Origin of the sequence: Streptomyces sp. NPDC058371 (assembly GCF_042723265.1) — a bacterium.
GTDB lineage: Bacteria > Actinomycetota > Actinomycetes > Streptomycetales > Streptomycetaceae > Streptomyces.
Genome location: NZ_JBHXJC010000017.1, coordinates 31508 through 52531, shown reverse-complemented (window position 1 = coordinate 52531; position 21024 = coordinate 31508). Strand labels below are relative to the sequence as shown.

The following is a 21024-nucleotide window of genomic DNA, read 5'->3' as shown; positions in this document are numbered from 1 at the left end:
GGTCACCGAAGACCGGGAGATCCTATGAAGCCGTCCAGGCTGATGCTGTTCACCGCTGTTGCCCTGCTCGCACCGATGGCCCCGGCACTTACGGCCACGGCTGCGCCGGCCGGCGGCACGGCTCCCGGGTCGGAAACCGTCGCCCGGCCGCAGCTCGCCCTGAGCGACCCGGGCTTCGAGGACGGCGGAACCGGCTGGACCTTCGGCGCCGGCACCGGCGTCGGCACCGGCAACAAGCACGGCGGCGTCCGCTTCCTCTACCTCGACTCCGGGGCCGGCAAGAGCGCGAAGCAGACTCTCGTCGCACCCCGGAACGGCAGCTACGACTTCTCCGCGTGGATCGGGAGCGCCGGCACCGGCGGTACGTACACCGTCCGTGTCAACGGCAAGACCGTCGAGACGGTCAACCTGCCCCAGCACCCCGGGTACGCCCGGTACACCATCAGCCGCGTCGAGCTGAGGACCGGCGACCAGCTGGAGATCTCCTTCGGCTCGGGCAGCAGCTGGGTCAACGCCGACGACCTGATGATCTCCCCCGCCGCGCCGGCCGACCCCAAGGTCACCTCGTCCGACCCCGAGGTCGTCGCGATGTTCGGCTGGGCCAAGAAGAAGGCCAACAGCTGGGTGCAGCTGCCCGGCACGACGGGTCCGGTCAACGTCGACGAGAACCAGACCGGCGGCACCGGCACCGCGCCCTACGAGGCCACTTACTGGGCCGGATACGCCAACCGCAGCGCCTACTACTCCCGCGACATGACCCACCAGCTCGCCGGCGCCCACATCCTCGGTCTCGACACCGAGAACAGGACGATGCTCCGCTCGTACGCGTCGTCGTCCACCGCCGCGCACAAGTACTTCCCGGTGTGGTCCCTCAACTTCGACGCCAAGACCTACCTGAGCATCGACTACAAGAGCCCGGACAACTTCGTGCGTGAGGTGCCGGCCGTCTTCGAACTCGTCGAGAAGGCCGGCCAGGCGTACCTCTGGACCGGCGACAAGAGTTACGTCGACGACCCGGCGCTGTGGGACTTCTACCGGCACTCCACCGAGCAGTTCATCGACCTGCACAACTCGGCCAAGTCCAACGGCAAGGTCAAGGTCGCCGAGGGCACGGGCAACGGCATCTTCTCCGGCGCCGCCAGCTACAACGAGCAGGACGGCGACGGCCTCGCCGAGGCCGGGGACGGCATCGCCTCGGAGTACCAGGCGTATCTGGCGATGGCGACGCTCGCGCGCGGCAAGGGCGACACCGCGCTGGCCAACAAGTACGACCGGCGTGCCGCCGACCTGAAGGCCTACTTCAACGACGACTGGAGCGGCGGCGGAAGCCGAGGCGACATGGTTCGCGCGTACACCACCTCCGGCGCCCCGATCACCGGCTGGGGCAAGGAGAACAGCGTGTTCATGCCGATGAAGCAGATCATCGACCCCGGCCCGCGCAACGACACCTACCTCGACTACATCGAGGCCCAGGAGGCCGGGCCGCAGGGGTCGACCAACATCGAGTCGACGACGTACCTGCCCGACATGTTCTTCAAGAACAACCGCAACGACACCGCCTGGACGTGGATGAAGAAGATCTACGGCCAGCGGGAGATCCAGCACGTCAACTCCAGCCAGGGCCCCAACGGCGACTACCCCGAGGTGTCGTTCACCCTGGTCAGCCAGACCGTCGAGGGCCTGATGGGCATCGCACCGGACGCGGCGAACCACAAGGTGACCACCCAGTCGCGGCTGCCGTCCGGCATGAAGTGGCTCAAGTCGGCGGACGTGCCCATCGGCAAGAGCACGATCACCGTGCGACACGACGGTGCGACGAAGTCGACGCTGACGAACAACGCGCGCAGCGGTGCCTACACCTGGGAGGCCCGCTTCAAGGGCGTCCACGAGAAGATCACGATCAACGGTGTCCCGCAGCGCGTACGCACCAAGAAGGTCGACGGCGTGACGTACACGTACGCGACGCCGACGGTCCGGGCCGGGGCGACCACGGTGGTCAAGGTATCCGGCTGACGCGAGCGGGACGTGACCGAGTGCCGGCCCGGCACTGCCCTTTCCCGGGCGGAGCCGGGCCGGAATTCGTTTGTCGCGCGGCTGCGCCGAGGACTACTGTCCGCTCACCGAGTGACCCCCACGAGGAGCTGAGGAATGCCCGGTCGTCCGAGCGCGCGTTGACGTCGTAGGCCGTGATCGGCCCGTCATCGCGTGCTGCCCTAGATCCGCGGCACAGCGAGCCTTCCCCCACCGGCATGTCCGCGCTTGTCGCGCGCCGGTTGGCGGGCCCTCTCCTCCGCGATCCAAGGGTCCCCTGTGTCGTCCTCTTCTTCGGCAGCTTCCGATTCCGCCTCTTCCGCAGGTTCCGCTGCCGGTTCTTGCGCACGTTCCGATTCCACTGCTTCCGCGGTTCCCGATTCCGGTCGGCCTGGGCCGCCGAGCCTGTGGCGGGGCGGCGACTTCCGCAGGCTCTGGCTGGGCCAGACGGTCTCCCAACTCGGCGAGCACGCCTGCCTGGTGGTCCTGCCGATGATCGCCGTTGTGACCTTCCACGCCGGCGCGGGCGAGCTGGGCGCCCTCCGCGCCGTGGGTCAGGCACCGTTCCTGGTGCTCTCGCTGTTCGTCGGTGCATGGGTCGACCGATGGCGGGCCCGGACCGTGATGATGCTGGCGGACCTAGGTCGAGCGCTGGCGCTGGGCGGAGCCGTCGTCGTGGGGCTCCTCGGCGGGCTCGGCCTGCCGGCACTGCTCGTGCTCGCCTTCACCGTCGGTGCTCTCTCCGTCTTCTTCGACGTGGCCTACCAGGCCTCGCTCGTCCAGCTGGTGACACGCGATCAGCTGATACGGGGCAACAGCGCGCTCGAGGGCAGCCGTTCCGCGGCCCAGATCGGCGGGCCCGCGCTCGGCGGTGCCTTGGTGTCCCTGGTGTCCGCGCCGATCGCCCTCGCGTGCGGCACGCTGTTCTTCGCCCTGTCGTTTCTGTCGATCCGGCGCATCCGCCACGTTCCTCGCGTTCACCCCCGAGGACTGATCGAGCGGCGCGCGGAAAACCCCTCCCGGGTCTGGCGGCAGGTCCACGAAGGCATCCGTTTCGTCGCCAGGAACACCTCGCTGCGGACCATCGGCCTCGCGTCGGCCGCCGCCCAGTTCTCCTTCGCGGCCATGATGACCGTCTATCTGCTCTTCCTGCCACGGGAGCTGCACCTGTCGGGCACCGCCGTCGGGATGACGCTCGCGGCGGCGGGACCCGGCGCCCTGCTGGGCTCCGTGCTCGCCGCCCGCCTCCCGAGCCGGTTCGGGCACGGCGCGGTGCTCGTGTGTGCGGCGGCACTCGGCGACGGCGTACTGCTCTGCGTGCCCGCGTTGCCCGCCTCCTCCGCGATCACGCTCCCCGCGCTGCTGGCCGTCAACTTCACGTTCGGCACCTTCGGCCAGCTGGTCAACGTGACGGTCATGGCCGTCCGGCAGGCCGTCACCCCGGAAAGGCTGCAAGGCCGTACCGCCGCAACGATCACCTGCGCCGGCATGGGTACGACTCCCTTCGGCTCGTTGCTCGGCGGCTACCTGGCGGTGGAGTCGGGCTTGCGCACGGCCCTCCTGATGACGGCTGCGGGCATGATGCTGTCGCCGGTGCTGATGGCTGCCTCCCCGCTCGGCCGGCTGGGCCGGTCCCTGCCGGGCCCGCACACGGCCGAGCGCGATCCCTCAACTCCCCCGTACCGACGATGAGATGCGGCAATACCCGACATTGCCGCCTGGTGAACGGCAGAGCCGATAGCCTCGGGTCGAACGAAGGTCCTAACCGGACGACGCGCCTTGGAGAACGCTCGGTGGCAGCAGACACCTTCCCCCGACATGGTCGTCGGCGACCTCTCCCGGCGCCGGCCAAGTCCCGTCGAGCCACCCGATGCCGCCGGCCACACACAACCGATCGCGGGGAGAACGGTGCGTAGGAGCAAGGAGATGCGCCGGCTCGCCGACACTCTCGTCGATCCCATCCGGGTGCAGTTTCCGGCGGATCCGGATGCCCTGTTCACCGCGCTCGTCGAATCCGTCAGCCGGTGGCGGGGGCGCGAGATCCACGTCGTCAAGGCACACTTCCCGCCGCACACGGCGACCGGACTCTGGCTGGCACGCGAGACCCGCGACGACGTCATCATCGAGGAACGCGCCGCCGTCTGGCACCAGATGGTGATCTTCTGCCACGAGGTGTGGCACATGAACCAGGAGGACGCGCCCCCGGGCGACCGTCTGCCGGACGGCCGGGGAGCCCAACCCGTCGCCGCACGGACCGACTTCAGCCTGGCGGCCGAGCAGGAGGCCGACCGGTTCGGCATGCTCGTCGGCCGTCGGCTCAAAACCTGGCTGGAAGCGTCCGCCCATTCCGTCTACGCAGCCGAGACCAACGGCGCCGACGATCTCGCCGGCCGTATCGGGGCTGCCCTCAACTACCGCGGGAAACGCGGATGAGCGGCCTCATCAACTACCTCAGCTTCGGTGTGCTGTGGGTCGGACTGGCGGCGAAACTCCCCGACCTGGCCCGCGACCGACGTGATCCGTTCCTGCGCGCCATCTGCGTCGTCATGGCGTCTGCCAGCCTCTGCTTCCTCCTCGGCGCACCCCCGTCGGTAGGAGCGGTCAACCGCGTCAGCGGCGTCCCCAACCTCGCCGCGCCGCTCACGTACGCGTCGATCACCGCGTACAGCGCCGCGTCCCTGGTCCTGATCCTCTACTGGCGGGGCGGACCGGACGTACGCCGTGTCGTCCGCCGCTGGATCCTCGGCTACGCAGGCGTCCTCGTCGGCATCGCCACGCTGTTCGCTCTGGGCCACGCGTCCGAGGAGCGCCGTACCGATTTCGACACCTACTACGCGACGACTCCGTTCACCTCCGCGATGATCGTGCTGTACCTGGTCGCGCATCTCACCGCTGTCACCGTCACGGCGATCCGGTGTCTGAACTGGGCCCGGGGGGTGTCCGGTTGGCTGCGCGCCGGCCTCCTGACCATGGGCGCCGGCACCGTCGTCGGGGCCGGCTACAGCATCTCCAAGCTGGCCGCCGTGATCGCGCGCTGGGGCGGCCGCGACTGGGCGGCCCTCAGCTCGCGGGTCTCCCCGGGGCTCGCGGGCCTGGGTGCTCTGATCACGGTCGGCGGGATCCTGATACCACTGGCCGGGCCCACCCTGACGGCCTGGCAGCACAGCCGCCACACCTATCTCCGTCTGGGTGCGCTGGAGCGCGTGCTGGACGAGGTGCTCACCCGCCGTAACCTGCGCCTGCGCCGCCCCCACCGGTTCTCCCCCGCCCTCCTCCTGATGTGGCGTCAGACCAGCATCAACAACGGCCTGGGGTTCCTCAACGGTCTCTTCGACCTCCGGCTGTACGACGAGACGCGCGCGGCCGTTCTGGCGGCCACCGGCGACCACGCCCAGGCGGATGCCACCGCCTGGGCCGCGATGATCGCCGCGGCGGTGGAAGGGGAGCGCGACGGGCAGCAGCCCTCCGGGGCGGGACGCCTGGTGGGCCGGCTTCCGGAACCCGCCGTGCTCGTCCGTATCTCCGAGGCCCTGTCGGCCGGGACCGCCGCCACGGCCCGCCTCCCTGGCAGCCCGGTCCCCGAGGGCGTCGTATGAACCGCAAGCCGACCGCTGCACCACCCCCCACCGCACGCGGAGCCGAACGGAGTACCCAGGCGTGAGCCTTGTCGTGTATCTGGCTGCCGGTGTGTTCGGCGCGTCCGCTGTCCTGCTGTTCCGCAGCCCGTGTACAGCGCTGCGCAATCCGCTGACCGCGTCCACCTGCGCGTCGGTGGCGCTCGGCGCACTGTGCTTCTTCTGCTCCGCGCCCGTCACGCTGGCCGCTGTCAACAGCCTGACCGGCATCCCCAACTTCGGCGCCCCGCTGACGTACAGCGTGATCTCCGCCTACAGCTGCTCCCTGTTCATCCTCCTGGTCCAGTGGCGAGGTGGCCCCCGCGCCGAGGTCAGGCGTATGACCCTGCGCGGCGTGGCCCTGTACGGCGCGCTGATCGTTGCGATCATCGTGCTGTTCACGCTGGCGGACGCGCCCACCGAGAGGCTGACGGACCTCGACACGTACTACGCGAACACGCCCTACATGCGCGAGATGATCGTGCTCTACCTGATCGGGCACGGCGTCTGCACCGTCGCGATGTGCGCCGTGTGCCTGAAGTGGGCACGCAAGGTGACAGGCCTGCTGCGGACCGGGCTGCGGCTGATCCTCGCCGGACTGCTGCTGGACGTCGTGGGGTTCGAGATCGCCAAGTCCTCTGCCGTAGTGGCGCGTTGGCTGGGCCACGATCTCGACTTCCTCTCCACGACCGTCGCCCCGCCCGTGGTGTCCTTCGGCGCGCTGCTCTGCGCTGTCGGCTTCGTGCTCCCCAGGCTCCTCCCGTCGGCGTTCGCCCACTGGCGCAGCCTCGGCGACTACCGCAGGCTGGCGCCTCTGTGGTCCGAGGTACGAGCCGTGGCGATCGCGCCGAAGCCTTCCCCTTCGTGGTGGCAGCTCCCGCAGACGCGACTCCACTGGCTGGAGGTCTCCATCCACGACGCGTTACTCGCGCTGGCCCCGCACTTCGACGACCGGGTGCGCCGGACGGCGCTGGAGGCAGCGCTCGCCCAGGGCAACGGCCGGCGCCGGGCCCTCGTCGTGGCGGAGGCAGCCATGCTGGCGCATGCCGTACGTCATGCGGCGACCGGCACCCAGACCCATCTCGCGGAACCCAGCGATTACCGCCTGCTCGCCACCGGCACCCCTGACACCAGCGGGCTGGTGGAACTCGCCCAGGCGCTGGAGCGATCGCCCCTCGTCACCGCGGCCCGCCAGGGCTCGGTGACGGCATCTCATGAATGAACACAAGGAGACCCATGTCGCGTAGAGCTGTCGTCATCGGAGCTGGACTCTGCGGTGCACTGGCGGCGGCGGCGCTGTCCCCGACCGTCGACGAAGTGATCGTGCTGGACCGCGACGAGCTGCCCGACGGACCCCAGCATCGAAGGGGGATCCCGCAGGGTCGTCACGCCCACCTCCTGATGCCCGGCGGCCTGGCCGCCATGGAGGACCTGGTGCCGGGGGTGAGCGTGCGAAAACACCTGCTGGCCGCGGGTGCCCATGAGATATCGCTCAGCTCGGGGATGGTCGTGCTGACCCCCGAGGGCTGGTTCCGTCGCTGGCGGCACGAGGACCATCACCTGATCACCTGCAGCCGGGCCCTGCTGGACTGGGCCGTGGTGTCCGCGGTGGTGGACAGCACCGCCAATATCGAGATCCGGACAGCGAAGGCCGTCGAACTGATCGGCGACGCCGGCCGGGTCCACGGCGTCCGCATCGAAACTCCGCTGGAGACAACGGGACTTGACGCCGACATCGTCGTCGACGCAAGCGGACGCGGATCACGCATCGTGACCTGGCTGGCCCAGCTCGGCATCACCGACGTGCACGAGAAGCAGATCGACTCGGGGCTCGTGAACGCGACGCGGATCTACCGCACACCAGCAGGTGCCGAAAGGTTCCCTCTGACGATGGTGCAGGCCAACCCGTACATGTCCCTGCCGGGCCGCAGCGGGGTGATCGTCCCGATCGAGGGCAATCGCTGGATGGTCAGCCTCGGCGGCTCCCGCGGCGGCGAACCCCCGGCGAATCCCGACGACTTCGTACGGTACGCGCTCGATCTTCCGCACCCCATCGTGGGCCGGCTCGTCTCCGCCGCCGAACCTCTCACCGATGTGTTCGTCAGCCGCAGCACCAGCAACGTCCGCCGCTACCTGGAGAGGATCCGCGACTGGCCGGACGGCCTCGTGGTCCTCGGTGACGCACTGGCCACCTTCAACCCGGCCTACGGGCAGGGCATGTCGGTGGCCGCGCTCGGCGCCCGGACGCTGGGCCGTGAGGTGCGAGGCGCCGACCCGACCGCACCCGGCCTGGCCCGACGGGTCCAGCGCGCCGCCGCCAAGTCCGTCGACGCGGCTTGGAGCATGGCGGTCAGCCAGGACGTCCTGTATCCGGAGGTACGCGGCGCCCAGCCGACGTTCGTGGACCGGCTCGCCGCCCGGTACACACGGCGCCTCACCAAGGCGGCCACCGGCTCGTACGGCGCGGCGTCCGCCTTGTGGGACGTGACCGGTCTCAAGGCCGGCCCCACCCGCCTGCTGAGACCGGGGACCGTGGCATCCACCCTGACCGGCTCTCCGTTGCCACCCCTGTCCGGGCCGCCCCTCACCGCGCAGGAGCGGGAGTTCCTCCGCACTCTGGAGGACACCTCCCCCTCCTCCTCCCACGGCGGAGAGCCTCCGGCCGAGACGGTGTGACGCGCCGGGCTCGGAACGGGGAGGCCGTCCAGGGCACGTTCGGCGTCCGGCGACACGGCCTCCCGGTACGGCGTACCTTGCGCCCTGCCTCTTGCCGTCCGCGACAAGGCAGGCCCACCACGAGGCCGGCGGCTGTCGCGATCTGTGAACATCCCGTGGCGGATCCGCACATCACCCGAACGAGTCGGGTGAGCTGCCGACATGGGGACACCCGTCAGACATGGACGACCTCTCAGAACTGCTGCAGCGGACGATGCGCCGCCGACGCGTGACCGCCCAGGGTCTCGCCGACCGCACGGGGATTCGCACCCCACGCATCCGGGCCTTCGCCGAGGACGGGAATCACGGACCCGTCCAGCCCACCGAGCAGGAGCTGGTCGAACTCGCCGCCGCACTGGCCCTGCCGCCGCCCGACGTACTGGCAGCCGCCAGGGCTCCGCACGCTGCAACGCCGGCCTGACAACGGCGGCCGCTGATCCAGGGGCGCCGGACGCACCTGGCTGCGATGGCGACTGCGGTACTTCGACGTACGTACGTCGAAGCACCGCACCACGCACGTGTCCTCCCGCCGCCCCGGCGAGCAACAGTCCGCGCTGTCCGGGGCAGCGAAACGCCCGGGCCCGCCGGAGCACAATGCTCTGGCGGGCCCGGGCGGGGCGTGCCTCGGTGGCGTCCGGGTGTTCAGAGACGGCCGCCGGTGAGACGGGAGAGCGGTCCGCGCTGCCGCAGGCCGGCACGGCGGCCGACCGTGTAGGAGCAGAGGACCACGGTGGCGGTCCCCGCTCCGGCAGCGGCGGCCACGACCTTCCTGGCCTTCAGGAGGGTCCAGGCCACGCCGGCCTTCCCGACCGTCTGCTCGGCGGCCGACACAACGGTGCCCTGCACTGTCCTGGCTGCCTCCTTGGCCTTCTCCGACGCCGCTCCACCAAGGCTCACCAGGGCTTCCTTGCTGCCGCGGCCGAGTGCGCCGGCCGCCTCTCCGGTGTTCTTGGCCGCATCGGTGGCAGCCTGCTGCGCCTCCTTCGCGGGGGCCGAGGCCCCTTCGGTCACGGTCTTCTTCGCCGCTCGCGCGTTGGCGGTCGGCGACTGTCCGTTCGTCGTCTTGTTGCTCGTTCCAGCCATGCCCGTCGGTTATCCGGTTCTGCGGTCGGCAAACCGGTCATGCGTCGTACGGGGCCACCGATGGCCGCCCTGCGTCCCGCCGATCCGGCAGCCGTTGTGCCCACGGCCGCCCCAACCGGCCTGCGGCGCAGGCACGTTGACTACTGGGGCACGGGCGCAGCCGCTTCGTCGTCCGCTGCCTTGTCGAACGCCATCGCGGGCGGTGGGATGCGGAACATCCGGGTGAGGTAGGCGAGATAGACGACACCCACGCAGAGCCAGATGAGCCCGAGGGTGAGGGCTCTGCCGTCCAGGTTGTACAGCAGGTAGAGGTCCACGACCGCGCCGATCGCGGGTGCGACGGCGTACGTCACGGGGTTCGGCCGCTCGCCCTCCCGGCGCAGACGGAGGTACGTGGCGATGACGGCGACGTTGACGAAGGTGAAGGCGAGGAACGCACCGAAGTTGATGAACGAGGTGGAGGTCGCCACGTCGAGGCCCAGGGCGATGAGTCCGATCGCACCGGTGAGCAGGATGTTGAGGGCGGGGGTGCGGTAGCGCGGGTGGACGCGGGCGAAGAACGTGCGGGGGAGGGCGCCGTCCCGGCCCATGGCGAGCAGCAGCCGGGACGCGCTCGCCTGGGCGGCGATGCCGGAGGCGAACTGCGCCACCACGAGTCCGGCGAGGAAGATCGAGGAGAAGAGGTCACCACCGATGGTGCGGGCGATCTCGAAAGCGGCCGATCCCTCGTCGTCGAAATGCGCGCCCGGGTGGGCGAGTTGGGTGGCGTAGGCGACCGTCACGAAGATGGCGCCACCGATGAGGGCGATCAGCAGAATCGCGCGCGGCATCGTGCGCTTGGGGTTGACCGTCTCTTCGGTGAGGGTGGTGACGGCGTCGAACCCGAGGAAGGAGTACGCGGCGATGGCGGCGCCCGCCGAAATGCCGGACAGTGTGGTCGCGCCGTTCGAGAAGGGGGTGGTGCTCGCCAGGGCTCCGGCGCCACCGAGGTGGAAGACGTGGCGCAGGGCGAGGACGACGAAGATCAGAATGACCAGGACCTGGAAGACCATCAACAGGTCGTTGACGCGTTCGGCGGTCTTGATGCCGCGCACGTTCAGCGCCGTGGTGATAGCGATGAACGCGACGATCCAGACCCAGAACGGCACGCTGGGGAACTGTGCCTGAAGGTATGCGCCGCCGATCAGCCAGATGACCATGGGCAGGAAGAAGTAGTCGAGCAGAGTCACCCAGCCGACCAGGAAGCCGAGGCGCGAGTCGAGGGCCTTGCGCACGTAGGTGTACGAGGAGCCCGCCACCGGATACGTCGCGGCCATGCGCCCGTAGCTCTGCGCCGTGAAGAGCATGGCGACCAGCGCGAGCAGATAGGCGGTGGGGACCGCCCCGCCCGTGGAGGCGGCGACCACGCCGAAGGTGCCGAGCACGATCATCGGGGTCATGTAGGCGAGACCGAACAGGACGACCGATCTGAGGCCGAGGGTTCGGTCGAGGGTGGGTGCGGCGTCGTTGCCGTGGGACATGGGGTGCTCCGGGGACTGAGTAAAAAGGCAGGGCGGGGAGCCGCGGAGAGGCTCAGGCTGTGGGACGGCCGTGGGGACGCCAGTTCCGCGGGTCGATACGTCCGCCGTAGAGCGGTAGCTCGATGGGCGCGTCGTCGTCGGTGAACTGATCCCACATGCGGGTCACGCCTGCGGTGCCGTAGGTCCGGACGCGGGTCACGTCGTCCAGGTCGATGACGTCGGTGAGGACGGTGCTGCCGTCGCCTGCCGCCTCGGCCCGGATGCGGCCTTCGGGGTCGACGACGAGGCTGTGGCCGCGGCCCACGGGGCCGGCGGTGTTGACGCTGACCACATGCACCTGGTTGACGATGGCGTTGGCGCGGGCCAGAACGGTTTCCTGGGCCCGGTCGGCGGTGGTCGTCATCACGGGGTTGACGATGACCTCGGCGCCCATCCAGGCGAGGTGGCGGGCCACCTCCGGGAACCAGACGTCGTAACAGATCGCGAGGCCGATCCGCCCCGTGCCGGGGATGTCGAACACGACGAACCGGTCTCCCGGGTCGTAGGGCTCACTGGGCCGCCACGGAAAGATCTTCCGGTACGAGGCCACCAGGCGGCCCTCGGGCGAGAGGACGACGGCGGTGTTGTACAGCTGTCCTTCCGGACCGCGCTCGCACACCGTGCCGGGAACCAGCCACAGGCCCAGGTCTCCGGCCAGCTCTGCCAGCGCCTTGACCCGCGGCCCGTCCAGCGGCTCGGCGATGTCCCTCAGCTGCTCGTGCGTCTCCGCACCGAGGCCGTCGACGCCGCAGAGGTGCAGCTCGGGGAAGACTGCCATGCGGGTATGCGGAAAACGGGATCGGATGCTCTCTGCTTGTGCAGCAAACTCGCTGACCTGCGCGTTCGCGGGGAGAGGAGGGAGCTGAGCGAGGGCAAGCGGAAGAGGTCGGGACATGGCCGGAAAATTAGTTCAAGATGAGCAGTTAAACAAGAGCTCCCGGAGCGGACAGCCCTGTGGATCTTCTTCCGCCTCCTGGAATGAGCCCGTTAGGGTGACGCTCATGGCCCGCACCGACGACACCGAGACGCTCCCTTTCGCCACCCTGAACGGCGTGAGCAGGCTCTCCGCGCTGGAGGCCGTGCGCGCCAGGATCGCCTTGGCCGTCGACCTCGGACTGCTGGCCCCCGGGGAGCGTCTTCCCGGCACCGCCCAGATCGCCGGCGGTCTGGGCGTCGGCGAGATCACCGTCCGTCGAGCGCTGGTCTCCCTGTGTGCCGACGGGGTCCTCGAACGCCGGCGGGGACGCAACGGCGGCACTCACGTGGCCGAGAGCCCGGCGCACGGGACGGTCGACGCCGCGGACGCGTACCGCACCGACTCCCCCGCCGTTCATCGCCTGATCGACCACCGGCTCGCCCTGGAATGCGGCATCGCCCACCTCGCCTCGAGCCACGCCTCGCCGGACGACCTGTCCGCCCTGCAGGATCTCGTCGAGGAGATGGACCGGGCGCCGAGCTGGGCGGAGTTCCACGGCTGCGACGAACGGTTCCATCTGCGGCTGGCGGAGGCGACAGGCATACCCTCGATCACCGCCCCGTACGGCGCCGTCCTTCGCGAGCTCTACCGCTACTACCTGCCGTACCCGATGGAAGCCCTCAGGGAATCCAACACGGAACACCGCCTCCTCATCGAGGCCCTCCGCCGCAACGACGCGGCCGAGGCCGGCGAGCTGACCCGCCGCCATGTCGAGGTCCTCCACCGCACGATGTTCGTCGGCCTGATGAACACGGACTGAAGGCCGCCCGCCAGGCCACGTCACCGAGGCCCGCAGCGCGCGTACAGCGGGCCCCCGCACCCGCACCCGCACCCACACCCGCATAACCCGTATGCGAAGTGGAACCCGGTCCAAACGCGCGCCCAGTTGGGGCGTGCAGGACGGAGCGGACGATGTCGGTCAACCTGGCTGGATTCCTCGGCGTGGTCTTGCTCGCGTACCTCGTTCCCGGCCCGGACTTTCTGGTGATCGTCAGGGCGGCGGCACGGCGACCCGCGCTGGGGCGGTCGGCCGCTCTCGGCGCGCAGGCGGGACTGTGCGTGCATATGTGCGCCGCGGCCCTGGGCCTCTCCGTCATCGCCACCCGCTCGGCGCTGGCCTTCACCGTCATCAAACTCGCCGGGGCCCTCTACCTGATCTATTTGGGCGTACGAGTTCTCCTGGACGCCCGTCGGGAAGGGCGCGAGGCCGGGCGCAGCCCACTGGCCCGTCAGCCCGGCGCCACCAGTGGGCGTCCGCCGACCCCCAAGCGCCGGACGCGCCGCCGTGACAGCTTCGTGCAGGGCTTCCTGACCAACGTCCTCAATCCCAAGGCCGCCCTGTTCTTCCTCAGCGTCCTTCCGCAGTTCGTCGATCACGGCGGTTCCCTCACCCGGCAGATCTTTCTGCTGGGGGTCCTGGACATCGTGATCGGCATCGTCTACTGGCTGTTCCTCGTGGGCGTGGCAGCACGTCTGCGCACCGTTTTCGGCCCGGCCCTGCGCCGCCGTTGGGAACACATCAGCGGATGGCTGTTCATCGCGATCGGCATCGGCGTCGCAGCGACCGAATAGACCTGACCGTCCGGAGACGCATGGCCTTCCAGCCCTTGGTCGTCTTCCTGACGTACGTGTGCGCGGGATCCCAACGGGAAGGCGTCCGGTATGCGTCCTCTCCAGCGCCCGGGTCTCCGGCGCCACCGAACCGCAGCACGCCGACTCCAGGCGCGCCTGCGAGCCGGGCGTCACGGCCGTCGGCCGCCGCGCACCCGCTGACCTGCACCGCCGCGACATCGCGAGCACGGCTCGTCAGCACACCATGGACACCACAGGAGGACGCGTGGCCCTGCCGACCACCCCGACGCACACAGCGCCACGAGCGCACGGGACAGCCGACTGGCCACGCGCCATGCGCCGGGTTCCGCTGTCCCTGTGGAACGACAACGTCTCCGACTGGGCCGCGGCACTGACGTACTACGCCGTCCTCGCGCTGGTGCCGACCCTGCTCGTGACCCTCTCCCTCATCGGCCTGGTCAGCCCCGATCTGACGGACCAGCTGATCGCGCACGTCACGGCCTGGGCACCCGCACCGTCCGGCACGGAGCTCCAACAGGCGCTGCGGGACATGGCCGATGAGCGTTCCGCCGCGTTGACACTGGCCGTGGCGGGCGGAATCGGCGCGCTGTGGTCGGCCTCCAGCTACCTCGCCGTGTTCCGGCGCGCCCTGCACACCATGCACGGAGTTCCCGACCAGCGCCCGCTCTGGCACAGGATGCATCGCATCGTGCTGACCGCCCTGATTCTGCTGGCCCTGCTGGTCGCGAGCGCCTTCGTGCTGGTGCTCACCGGGCCGCTCGCCGTGGGCCTGGGCCGGTGGACCGGTGTCGGCGGAACCGCCGCCGCAACCTGGTACCTGCTGCGCTGGCCCGTCCTGGTGTGCCTGGTGACGCTGCTGGTCCTCATTCTCTTCCGCACCGGTCCCCCCGCCGCGCGGCGGCGCAGCCACGCACTCCCCGGAGGCGCGATGGCCGCACTCCTGTGGCTTGCCTCCTCTGCCTGCTTCTCGCTCTACGCCTCCGGCATCGGGAACTACGGGCAGCTCTACGGATCCCTGGCGGGCGTCGTCGTGTTCCTCATCTGGCTGTGGGTGTCCCACCTGGCCCTACTGGCCGGAGCCCAGTTCGCGGTCGAACTGAGCCGCCTGCGCCGGTAGTCCAGTTCGTAGGCCGGCCTGTCATCTCAACGGGGCCGCCTGACCGATGGGCCCCGCAGCCGCCCCCGGAAACTCGGTTGACCGTGTCCGGGCCGTGACCGCTAGATTCCACACATGGCTGACATTCAGGGCTCGTACGATGATCTGTTCACCGCTGTGCCCAACGCGCTCGCCACGCTCCTGGACGCCGGGGACATGGGCGCCTCAGCAGCGGTCTACGTGGACGGCGAGCTCGTGGTGGACATCTGGGGCGGATTCGCCGACGGGGACCGTACGATCCCGTGGCAGCGCGACACGATCGCCAACGTCTGGTCGGTCACCAAGACGATGACGGCGCTGTGCGCCCTGATCCTGGCCGATCGCGGTGAGCTGGACCTGTCCGCGCCGGTCGCCCGGTACTGGCCGGAGTTCGCCGCGGCAGGCAAGGAAGGCGTGCTGGTGAGGCACCTGCTCTCGCACACCGCGGGCCTGCCCGACTGGGACGTACCGCTGACCACCGAGGATCTCTACGACTGGCCGTCCGCCACCGCACGGCTCGCCGCGCAGGCGCCGCAATGGGAGCCGGGCACCGAGGCCGGGTACCACTCGCTCACCCAGGGATTCCTCGTGGGCGAGCTCGTCCTGCGGATCACCGGCCGCACCGTGGGCGAGTTCCTCGCGGACGAGGTGACCGGGCCGCTGGGCGCCGACTTCCACATGGGGCTCTCCCCCGAGCACGACCACCGGGTCGCGCTCTCGGTGCCGCCGCCGTCGCACGACGAGGACTACGCCAGCACCGCGCCCGGCGCCACCGCGACTCCCCCGGCCGGCACCCGCGTACGGGTCCGTGACGGCAACAGCACGGCGTGGCGCCGGGCGCAGATCCCCGCGGCCGGCGGCTTCGGCAATGCCCGCTCGGTCGCTCTCGTGCAGTCGGTGATGGCCTGCGGGGGAACGCTGCGTGGGACGCGGCTGCTGTCCCAGGCGGGCTGCGACCGTGCCTGGCAGGAGCAGTTCAGCGGCGAGGACCGCATGCTGGGCATGCCGATGCGCTGGGGCATGGGCTATGGCCTCTTCGGCAACACCTACGGCTGGGGAGGATGGGGCGGCTCGATCGTCATGATCGAACCCGACGCCCGCCTGGCGGTGTCGTACGTGACGAACCAGATCCTCGCCCCGGAGAACGACACCCGCGGACTGGAGGTCGTCATGGCCGCCTACGACGGGGTGATGGGCCTGCGCGCCTGACCTCACCCACCGCGCGCGCATCACGGTGCGGACGACGGTCTGCGGCTGTTCGAGAGCCCCGGCGAACAGCCGCAGCACCCGCTGGAGCGCGTAGCTCACCGGCAGGCCGGAGTCGGTGGCGCATTCCTCGCCGGGGTTGCGGTCGCCGACGACGACGGAGTGACACTTCCGTACCGGATACCAACGACCCGATGATCCGAATGTCCCGGCCGCCATGGAGGATTGGCGAATGCTCCCTCCCCGACTGCTGTGGTGTGACCCCCGGCCCATCCCCCGGTTCAACAGGCAGGAGCCGGTGACCCAGATCGTCCGTGATCCCGGCTTCTACGAACCGAACGATGAGGACGACTGCTCGACGTTCGGGTACTTCTGCCAGACGCATGACCGCCACTACCGGCACGAAACCTGCGGGGAAGGACGGCATCTCATCGCCCTGCACTGCCAGGAGCACGGGCCGGAGAACATGTGGCCGCAGCCACTCATGCTGGTATTCCCAGAAGGCTTCGATCCCCCTCTGAGCGGCACTCAGCTGGCCTGGGTGCTGGCGGAGGACGAGGCTGTCCAGGACCGGTGATTGGCTGACGCCGTGCTCAACCGGTCGTGCCCGCGCGGAGACGCCATGCTCAACCGGTCGTGCCCGCGCGGAACAGGCCCTCAGAACAGCACGGGCGGCACTCGCGCGGTGAGCGCGGGCACCGCCCGGAGCGATGTCGACGGCGAGGAAAGCGAAGGAACTTGTTTCGGAGAGTGAATTGAGAAGGAAGCCCCTTCATGGCCTCGCCGTGGGCAACGCTAGCATTCAGCCCGGGATCAAGTCGCGCAGATTTTCGAGGGTGATGACCCGGGACTCCGGGTGCAGCCCCTCGGGACGTTCAAGACCGATGTACGTCACTGGCTCGTCCGGGACCGGCTCGCCGTCCCACAGATCCACGGCCGTGGTGGCGTGGGACATCAGGTCGATCAGGTAACGCACCGTCAGCTGCTCGCGCTCCACGATGGCGCGCACCACCTTGGACACCGACACCTGGTTCTCCTCGACCCGGTTGGCCGAGGAGATGCCCTTCAGATACAGATGCAGCCACTTCGCGCGCCACCGGCCGTCGTCCTCGCGCCGGAACACCAGCGGCAGCGCCACTCGCCCCGCCCCGCGAAGCTCCGACTTCATCCGCACCGTGCGCGGCTCGAACGGCCGGCCCTTCTGCTCACCGTCGCGCACCATGAAGCCGAAGAACGACTCCTCGACCTCCTCGAAGCTCTCTCCGGCGTAGATGTTGACCTGCGGAACGATGAATGCGCTGCGTACCCGGTCCAGGGACAGGTTGATGAATTCCGAGGCCCCGTCGGGCGCCTCTGTGACATCGCCCGAGTGCTCGCCCCCGACAGCCGTGAGCGAGGTGTAGGAGAGCCAGGAGTCGGTGCTGTAGTCCGAGTGGAGAAGCAGCGCCGAGAGGTCGTAGTCGGTCCGGCTCTCGGTCTCCTTCCAGTACACGAAGAAGCGCAGCTGTTCGCCGTCGACCGCAGAGACCGAACCTCGGGGCAGTACGCCGAGCCCGGCCGCGGTCGCCCTGCCGCTGAGCGGGAGGGCCACGTCGAGGACTTCGGGGTCGAGCAGCAGCCGGCCCGGCGCGGGGAGCCTGCGGCGCATCTCGGCGTCGAGCGCGGCGATCAGGCGATCGCGGTCGGCGGCGGGGACGGGCGGCCGGTCGTCGGGGGCGACCCAGCCGCGGCCCCGGCGGTTGACGAAGATCCGGGGTTCGTCGGTCTCCCGCTCCCGGTTCTGGAAGTGCTCGCGGACCGACAGCACCACCCGGCCGGAGACCTCGGGAGCGACCCGCACCGCGGCGGCCACCACCGCGTCCCGCTCCTCCTGGTCGGCGGCGATACGCAGCAGGAGGTCCAGGGCGCGGAACAGCTTGCCGGGAGCGGACCCCAGCAGCTGCACCGCACCGAGGACGTCGAACTCGTCGAGCAGCTTCTCGGCACGGCTGTCGAAGGACCGCGCCTCCTTCTCGCCCCGCGCTACGGCGAACACGTCGGCGGCGTGCGGCCAGCGCGGGTACTCGTGCGGGTGGAGACGCTCACCGAGCCGCTTGAAAGGCTCGCGGTGTGCGTGCACATCGGCCAGCTTGGCGGGGTTCTCCGCGATCACGGCGTCGAGGCCCGCGAGCAGCGCACGGCGGGCCGGCCGCGAGAGGGCCCGAAAGCGGGTCGGCTCCTGCAGCGTCACGTCGCCGCCCGACAGCGCGCACGCCAGCCGCAGTACATCGGTGACGGTGTCCAGCAGGAGGTCCGCGCCGACAGTGAGACGGGCCTCGTTGACGACTGCTCGGTTCTCCCGGACCGGGATCGACTCCGGCTGGGGACCGAGCGCGCACCGCTCGGCGAGGGTCTTCAGGTCGCGCAGGTGGTCCTCGCCCAGTGGCGTCGTACTGCCCGCCAAGGCCAGGTACAGGTCCGTGAGCTCGTCGTCCAGGTCCCGTCCGAGGTGCAGAACAGTCACTCGATCGCCCGCGGAAGCGATCAGCTCGTCCTGCGCCGCGAGCATCTCCTCGTAGGTGTGCTGGTAGCGGCCGTACGCAGGAAGGCTGAGCAGGTCCAGCACCCCGTGTGCCAGCTGGGTCACCACGTTCTCGCGCGACTCGTCGTCGCCGAGCGCCTTCGCCACACACCGCATCCAGAACTCTTCGGTGTCCGGCACGTTCGCCGGAAAGTCGATGAAGTACGAGTTGTGCCGGGCGTGGTCGCCCACCATCTCGCTCACGGTACGCAGTGTCAGCTTGGCGGTGTGCACGACCGCGGGCGCGGACAGTCCCGACAGGCGCTCCAGCAGCTCCGCCGAGAGCTTGAAGCCCACGGATGTCAGCGCGGCGTCGAACTGCCGCGCGGCGGTGGCTCCTTCCCCGACGGAGCCCGTGGGGGAGGCAAGGCGGTGGGTGTGCCGGATGACCAGCGGTTCGAGACTGTGCGCCATCCGGGAATGATCGCAGAGGTGTGCGAGCCGGCGCACGGGAGTTCTTTGCAGGCGCCCCGACGCCGTGATCACTTCCGCCCCGCAAGATCATCTCGCCCGCGCAGGGTACGCCCGCCGGGAAGGGACACACTTCCTAACGGGCCGCCTCGGAGGATCCCCCGGCCCGCTCGCAGGCACCCGCATCCGGCTTCGCCCAGTGGATGCCGATGCCCTCCTCGCCGGGGGCGAGTTCGGGTCGCAGGAGGAGGTGGTCGTCGTAGTCCCCTCCGTTCTGGCGGCGGTAGGGCAGGGGGTCGGTCTCCGGGAGGGTGAGGAGGCGCTTGCGCAGCTGCTCCACCGCCTCCTCGTAGTCCTCCTGGGACAAGCGGACCGCACCATTGACCACCAGCGGAGGAAGGACGGACATGCCCGTGTACCAGAGGGTGCCGTGCAGCAGCGGGAAGAGGGTGTCGTTGATGTCGCCGTGAATGCCCCGCGGCCCGGTGGTCGCGGCGTTGGCACCGACGGTGGTCAGCACGAAGGCACGGCGCCCGGACAGACCGCCGTCCCCGTAGCGCAGCGCCCGCCCGGTGTCCGGGTCGGGGATGCCCTGGGCGAACCCCTGGATGAACAGGCGGTCGAACCAGCCCTTGAGGATCGCCGGCATGCCGAACCACCAGAGCGGAAACTGCACGACCAGCGTGTCGGCGTGGAGCAGTTTCTCCTGCTCACTCCGGATGTCGTCGCTGAGAGTGCCTTCGTTCAGCGCGCGCTCGGACTCGGGCAGCACGTCGAGACGCTCGGCGGGGTCGTGCTGGAAGTCGCCGTGGTCGACCACCGGGTTCCAGCGCATCGCGTACAGATCGGACTCGACGACCTCGTGTCCGGCCTGTCGCAACGCGGACACTCCCTCGTCTCGGAGCGCCCCGTTCAGCGAGCGGGGGTCAGGGTGAGCGGACACCCAGAGCACGCGCATACGACCATTCTCCTTCGGGCTATCGGTCACCGTGCCGCGCGCATACCCAGGAGAGGGGAAGCGGATCACCCCGGCTGACGTGGCAAAGCTCACCCGTGAGCCACTGGAGCGATGGCCCCCACCCGCACAACAAAGAACCCCACCCCGGACGACCGGGATGGGGTTTGTGGAGCGCCGGGCAGGCCTTGCACCTGCATCTCCCCACAGGAAGCGGGGCGTCTTTCCTTGGACTACCGACGCGAGACGCTTCACCGGAATTTCGGCGGCGCGCTCAAGATCGAGTATAGCGCAGCAACGAGGGCTCACGCACCCGGCCGTGACGGGAGCTCAGGCCAGGCCTGCTCCATGTGTGGCAGGCACCGTGGACCCACGGTGCGGGACATCCCGTATCAGCTGACCGCGGACGTCGCGGCGATCTCGTAGGCCTCCAGGCCCGGAGTAGCGAGGAGGTCTGCGACGCACTCGGCCGATCCGCCGACGTACGTGCTCACCAGGTCGACGTCACCGCCCACGCACCAGGCGCGGTCCTGCGGCCACCAGAGATCCGGGAGTTCCCTCAGTACCTCGTGGGAGTCCCGCATGGGCGAGTCGGCATCCTCGAGGGGTCCGGAGAGCAGGACTTCGTCGCGGCCGGGTGTGCGGAAGACGGGAACGTCGTCCCAGTCGTAGCGGCCGTAGCCGTGCCACAGGCCGTACCAGCAGTGGCCGGCGGTACGGGTGTGGCGGGACAGCACCGGGATGAGGGAGCGGGCCACGTCGGCGGGTGTGGGGCCCTCGTCCGGGTGCTCGTCCCAGACGCCGGGGACGGCCGGGGTGTCGTCGTTGCGGAAGTGGAACTCGTCCTCGACGCCGATCAGTTCGTGCCAGCGCGTCCCGGCGGTCACCCTCCGGCCGTACAGGGCGGCCACCCGGTCCCAGCGCACGGGTGCGACATCGAGCCGGGCCGGGTGGAGGATCCGCGCGTACGCCTCGAAGCCGGGTGCGCATACTCCCGCCACCGTGCCGAATCCGTCGTTGCCAGGAGGTCGTTGCTCCAGCCAGCGGGCGGGCGTGAGGTCGCGAAGCTCGACGCGGAGGCGGCCGTAGACGGATGGGCTCGGGAACCTGTGAACGTGCATGCCCGCAGTGTCCCTCGCGTCGGTCCGCCCACGCATGGGGGTATGGGTCGGGGGCGGCGGCTCAT

General features: G+C 69.9%; 18 protein-coding genes and 1 tRNA gene. 12 read left to right on the top strand and 7 right to left on the bottom strand.

Annotation, left to right across the window (positions count from 1 at the left end; genetic code table 11):
- The first annotated feature begins 24 nt into the window (after positions 1-24).
- The 7 genes from ACFWM2_RS34680 to ACFWM2_RS34650 all read left to right on the top strand — a co-directional run bounded on the left by ACFWM2_RS34680 (position 25) and on the right by ACFWM2_RS34650 (position 8781).
- Entirely contained in the window at positions 25-2013 is a 1989-nt protein-coding gene (locus tag ACFWM2_RS34680; protein ID WP_383288282.1) for a hypothetical protein, read from the top strand.
- Positions 2014-2436: 423 nt separating this feature from the next.
- Positions 2437-3723: an MFS transporter gene (locus ACFWM2_RS34675; protein WP_383288655.1), complete on the top strand. Its 1287-nt coding sequence runs from the start codon at positions 2437-2439 to the stop codon at positions 3721-3723.
- A gap of 216 nt (positions 3724-3939) precedes the next feature.
- Positions 3940-4464, top strand: a complete 525-nt coding sequence (locus ACFWM2_RS34670) for a toxin (RefSeq protein WP_383288279.1) — start codon at positions 3940-3942, stop codon at positions 4462-4464.
- The gene (locus ACFWM2_RS34665; RefSeq protein WP_383288276.1) at positions 4461-5627 is read left to right on the top strand and encodes an MAB_1171c family putative transporter; all 1167 of its coding nucleotides are present in this window, start codon (positions 4461-4463) and stop codon (positions 5625-5627) included. The genes ACFWM2_RS34670 and ACFWM2_RS34665 overlap by 4 nt, the downstream gene beginning before the upstream one ends.
- A 61-nt stretch (positions 5628-5688) precedes the next feature.
- A complete protein-coding gene (locus ACFWM2_RS34660; protein ID WP_383288273.1) occupies positions 5689-6867 on the top strand; it encodes an MAB_1171c family putative transporter in 1179 nt (392 codons plus the stop codon).
- A 14-nt stretch (positions 6868-6881) separates the two neighbouring features.
- Positions 6882-8321 (top strand): NAD(P)/FAD-dependent oxidoreductase, encoded by a 1440-nt coding sequence (locus tag ACFWM2_RS34655; protein ID WP_383288270.1) that lies wholly within the window; start codon positions 6882-6884, stop codon positions 8319-8321.
- 220 nt (positions 8322-8541) lie between these two features.
- Positions 8542-8781 (top strand): XRE family transcriptional regulator, encoded by a 240-nt coding sequence (locus tag ACFWM2_RS34650; protein ID WP_383288267.1) that lies wholly within the window; start codon positions 8542-8544, stop codon positions 8779-8781.
- A 221-nt stretch (positions 8782-9002) separates the two neighbouring features.
- Here the strand turns inward: ACFWM2_RS34650 and ACFWM2_RS34645 are convergent, their stop codons facing one another.
- The 3 genes from ACFWM2_RS34645 to ACFWM2_RS34635 form a co-directional block, all read right to left on the bottom strand.
- On the bottom strand, positions 9003-9443 hold the full coding sequence (locus ACFWM2_RS34645; RefSeq protein WP_383288264.1) for a hypothetical protein: 441 nt from the start codon (positions 9441-9443) through the stop codon (positions 9003-9005).
- Between the two features lie 140 nt (positions 9444-9583).
- Positions 9584-10963 (bottom strand): APC family permease, encoded by a 1380-nt coding sequence (locus ACFWM2_RS34640; protein ID WP_383288262.1) that lies wholly within the window; start codon positions 10961-10963, stop codon positions 9584-9586.
- Positions 10964-11015: 52 nt separating this feature from the next.
- Complete coding sequence (locus ACFWM2_RS34635) at positions 11016-11897, bottom strand: carbon-nitrogen hydrolase family protein (RefSeq protein WP_383288259.1); 882 nt, start codon at positions 11895-11897, stop codon at positions 11016-11018.
- A gap of 106 nt (positions 11898-12003) precedes the next feature.
- On the opposite strand from ACFWM2_RS34635, the gene ACFWM2_RS34630 reads away from it, so the two are divergent.
- From ACFWM2_RS34630 to ACFWM2_RS34610, 5 genes are all read left to right on the top strand, one after another.
- Positions 12004-12738 carry a FadR/GntR family transcriptional regulator gene (locus ACFWM2_RS34630; protein ID WP_383288256.1) on the top strand — a complete coding sequence of 245 codons (735 nt, stop codon included), beginning with the start codon at positions 12004-12006 and terminating at the stop codon, positions 12736-12738.
- Positions 12739-12890: 152 nt separating this feature from the next.
- Entirely contained in the window at positions 12891-13550 is a 660-nt protein-coding gene (locus tag ACFWM2_RS34625; protein ID WP_383288253.1) for a LysE family translocator, read from the top strand.
- Between the two features lie 244 nt (positions 13551-13794).
- Positions 13795-14688 (top strand): YihY/virulence factor BrkB family protein, encoded by an 894-nt coding sequence (locus ACFWM2_RS34620; protein ID WP_383288250.1) that lies wholly within the window; start codon positions 13795-13797, stop codon positions 14686-14688.
- A 114-nt stretch (positions 14689-14802) separates the two neighbouring features.
- Positions 14803-15915, top strand: coding sequence for a serine hydrolase domain-containing protein (locus ACFWM2_RS34615; protein ID WP_383288248.1), 1113 nt, complete (start codon positions 14803-14805; stop codon positions 15913-15915).
- A 295-nt stretch (positions 15916-16210) separates the two neighbouring features.
- A complete protein-coding gene (locus ACFWM2_RS34610) occupies positions 16211-16489 on the top strand; it encodes a hypothetical protein (RefSeq protein ID WP_383288245.1) in 279 nt (92 codons plus the stop codon).
- A gap of 225 nt (positions 16490-16714) precedes the next feature.
- Here ACFWM2_RS34610 and ACFWM2_RS34605 read toward each other — a convergent pair whose 3' ends face one another.
- The 4 genes from ACFWM2_RS34605 to ACFWM2_RS34590 form a co-directional block, all read right to left on the bottom strand.
- Positions 16715-18886 carry a hypothetical protein gene (locus ACFWM2_RS34605; RefSeq protein WP_383288242.1) on the bottom strand — a complete coding sequence of 724 codons (2172 nt, stop codon included), beginning with the start codon at positions 18884-18886 and terminating at the stop codon, positions 16715-16717.
- A 133-nt stretch (positions 18887-19019) separates the two neighbouring features.
- A complete protein-coding gene (locus ACFWM2_RS34600; protein WP_383288239.1) occupies positions 19020-19841 on the bottom strand; it encodes an NAD(P)H-dependent oxidoreductase in 822 nt (273 codons plus the stop codon).
- Positions 19842-20008: 167 nt separating this feature from the next.
- Positions 20009-20081, bottom strand: a tRNA-Arg gene (locus ACFWM2_RS34595).
- A gap of 149 nt (positions 20082-20230) precedes the next feature.
- Positions 20231-20959 carry a hypothetical protein gene (locus tag ACFWM2_RS34590; RefSeq protein ID WP_383288236.1) on the bottom strand — a complete coding sequence of 243 codons (729 nt, stop codon included), beginning with the start codon at positions 20957-20959 and terminating at the stop codon, positions 20231-20233.
- Positions 20960-21024 lie beyond the last annotated feature (65 nt).

What these genes read in the sequence shown, in the direction of transcription:
- ACFWM2_RS34600 (WP_383288239.1), bottom strand. Translation starts at nt 19,841, where the DNA reads ATGCGCGTGCTCTGGGTGTCCGCTCACCCTGACCCCCGCTCGCTGAAC.
- ACFWM2_RS34640 (WP_383288262.1), bottom strand. Translation starts at nt 10,963, where the DNA reads ATGTCCCACGGCAACGACGCCGCACCCACCCTCGACCGAACCCTCGGC.
- ACFWM2_RS34605 (WP_383288242.1), bottom strand. Translation starts at nt 18,886, where the DNA reads ATGGCGCACAGTCTCGAACCGCTGGTCATCCGGCACACCCACCGCCTT.
- ACFWM2_RS34635 (WP_383288259.1), bottom strand. Translation starts at nt 11,897, where the DNA reads ATGTCCCGACCTCTTCCGCTTGCCCTCGCTCAGCTCCCTCCTCTCCCC.
- ACFWM2_RS34655 (WP_383288270.1), top strand. Translation starts at nt 6,882, where the DNA reads ATGTCGCGTAGAGCTGTCGTCATCGGAGCTGGACTCTGCGGTGCACTG.
- ACFWM2_RS34645 (WP_383288264.1), bottom strand. Translation starts at nt 9,443, where the DNA reads ATGGCTGGAACGAGCAACAAGACGACGAACGGACAGTCGCCGACCGCC.
- ACFWM2_RS34615 (WP_383288248.1), top strand. Translation starts at nt 14,803, where the DNA reads ATGGCTGACATTCAGGGCTCGTACGATGATCTGTTCACCGCTGTGCCC.
- ACFWM2_RS34650 (WP_383288267.1), top strand. Translation starts at nt 8,542, where the DNA reads ATGGACGACCTCTCAGAACTGCTGCAGCGGACGATGCGCCGCCGACGC.
- ACFWM2_RS34625 (WP_383288253.1), top strand. Translation starts at nt 12,891, where the DNA reads ATGTCGGTCAACCTGGCTGGATTCCTCGGCGTGGTCTTGCTCGCGTAC.
- ACFWM2_RS34680 (WP_383288282.1), top strand. Translation starts at nt 25, where the DNA reads ATGAAGCCGTCCAGGCTGATGCTGTTCACCGCTGTTGCCCTGCTCGCA.
- ACFWM2_RS34590 (WP_383288236.1), bottom strand. Translation starts at nt 20,959, where the DNA reads ATGCACGTTCACAGGTTCCCGAGCCCATCCGTCTACGGCCGCCTCCGC.
- ACFWM2_RS34630 (WP_383288256.1), top strand. Translation starts at nt 12,004, where the DNA reads ATGGCCCGCACCGACGACACCGAGACGCTCCCTTTCGCCACCCTGAAC.
- ACFWM2_RS34665 (WP_383288276.1), top strand. Translation starts at nt 4,461, where the DNA reads ATGAGCGGCCTCATCAACTACCTCAGCTTCGGTGTGCTGTGGGTCGGA.
- ACFWM2_RS34620 (WP_383288250.1), top strand. Translation starts at nt 13,795, where the DNA reads ATGGACACCACAGGAGGACGCGTGGCCCTGCCGACCACCCCGACGCAC.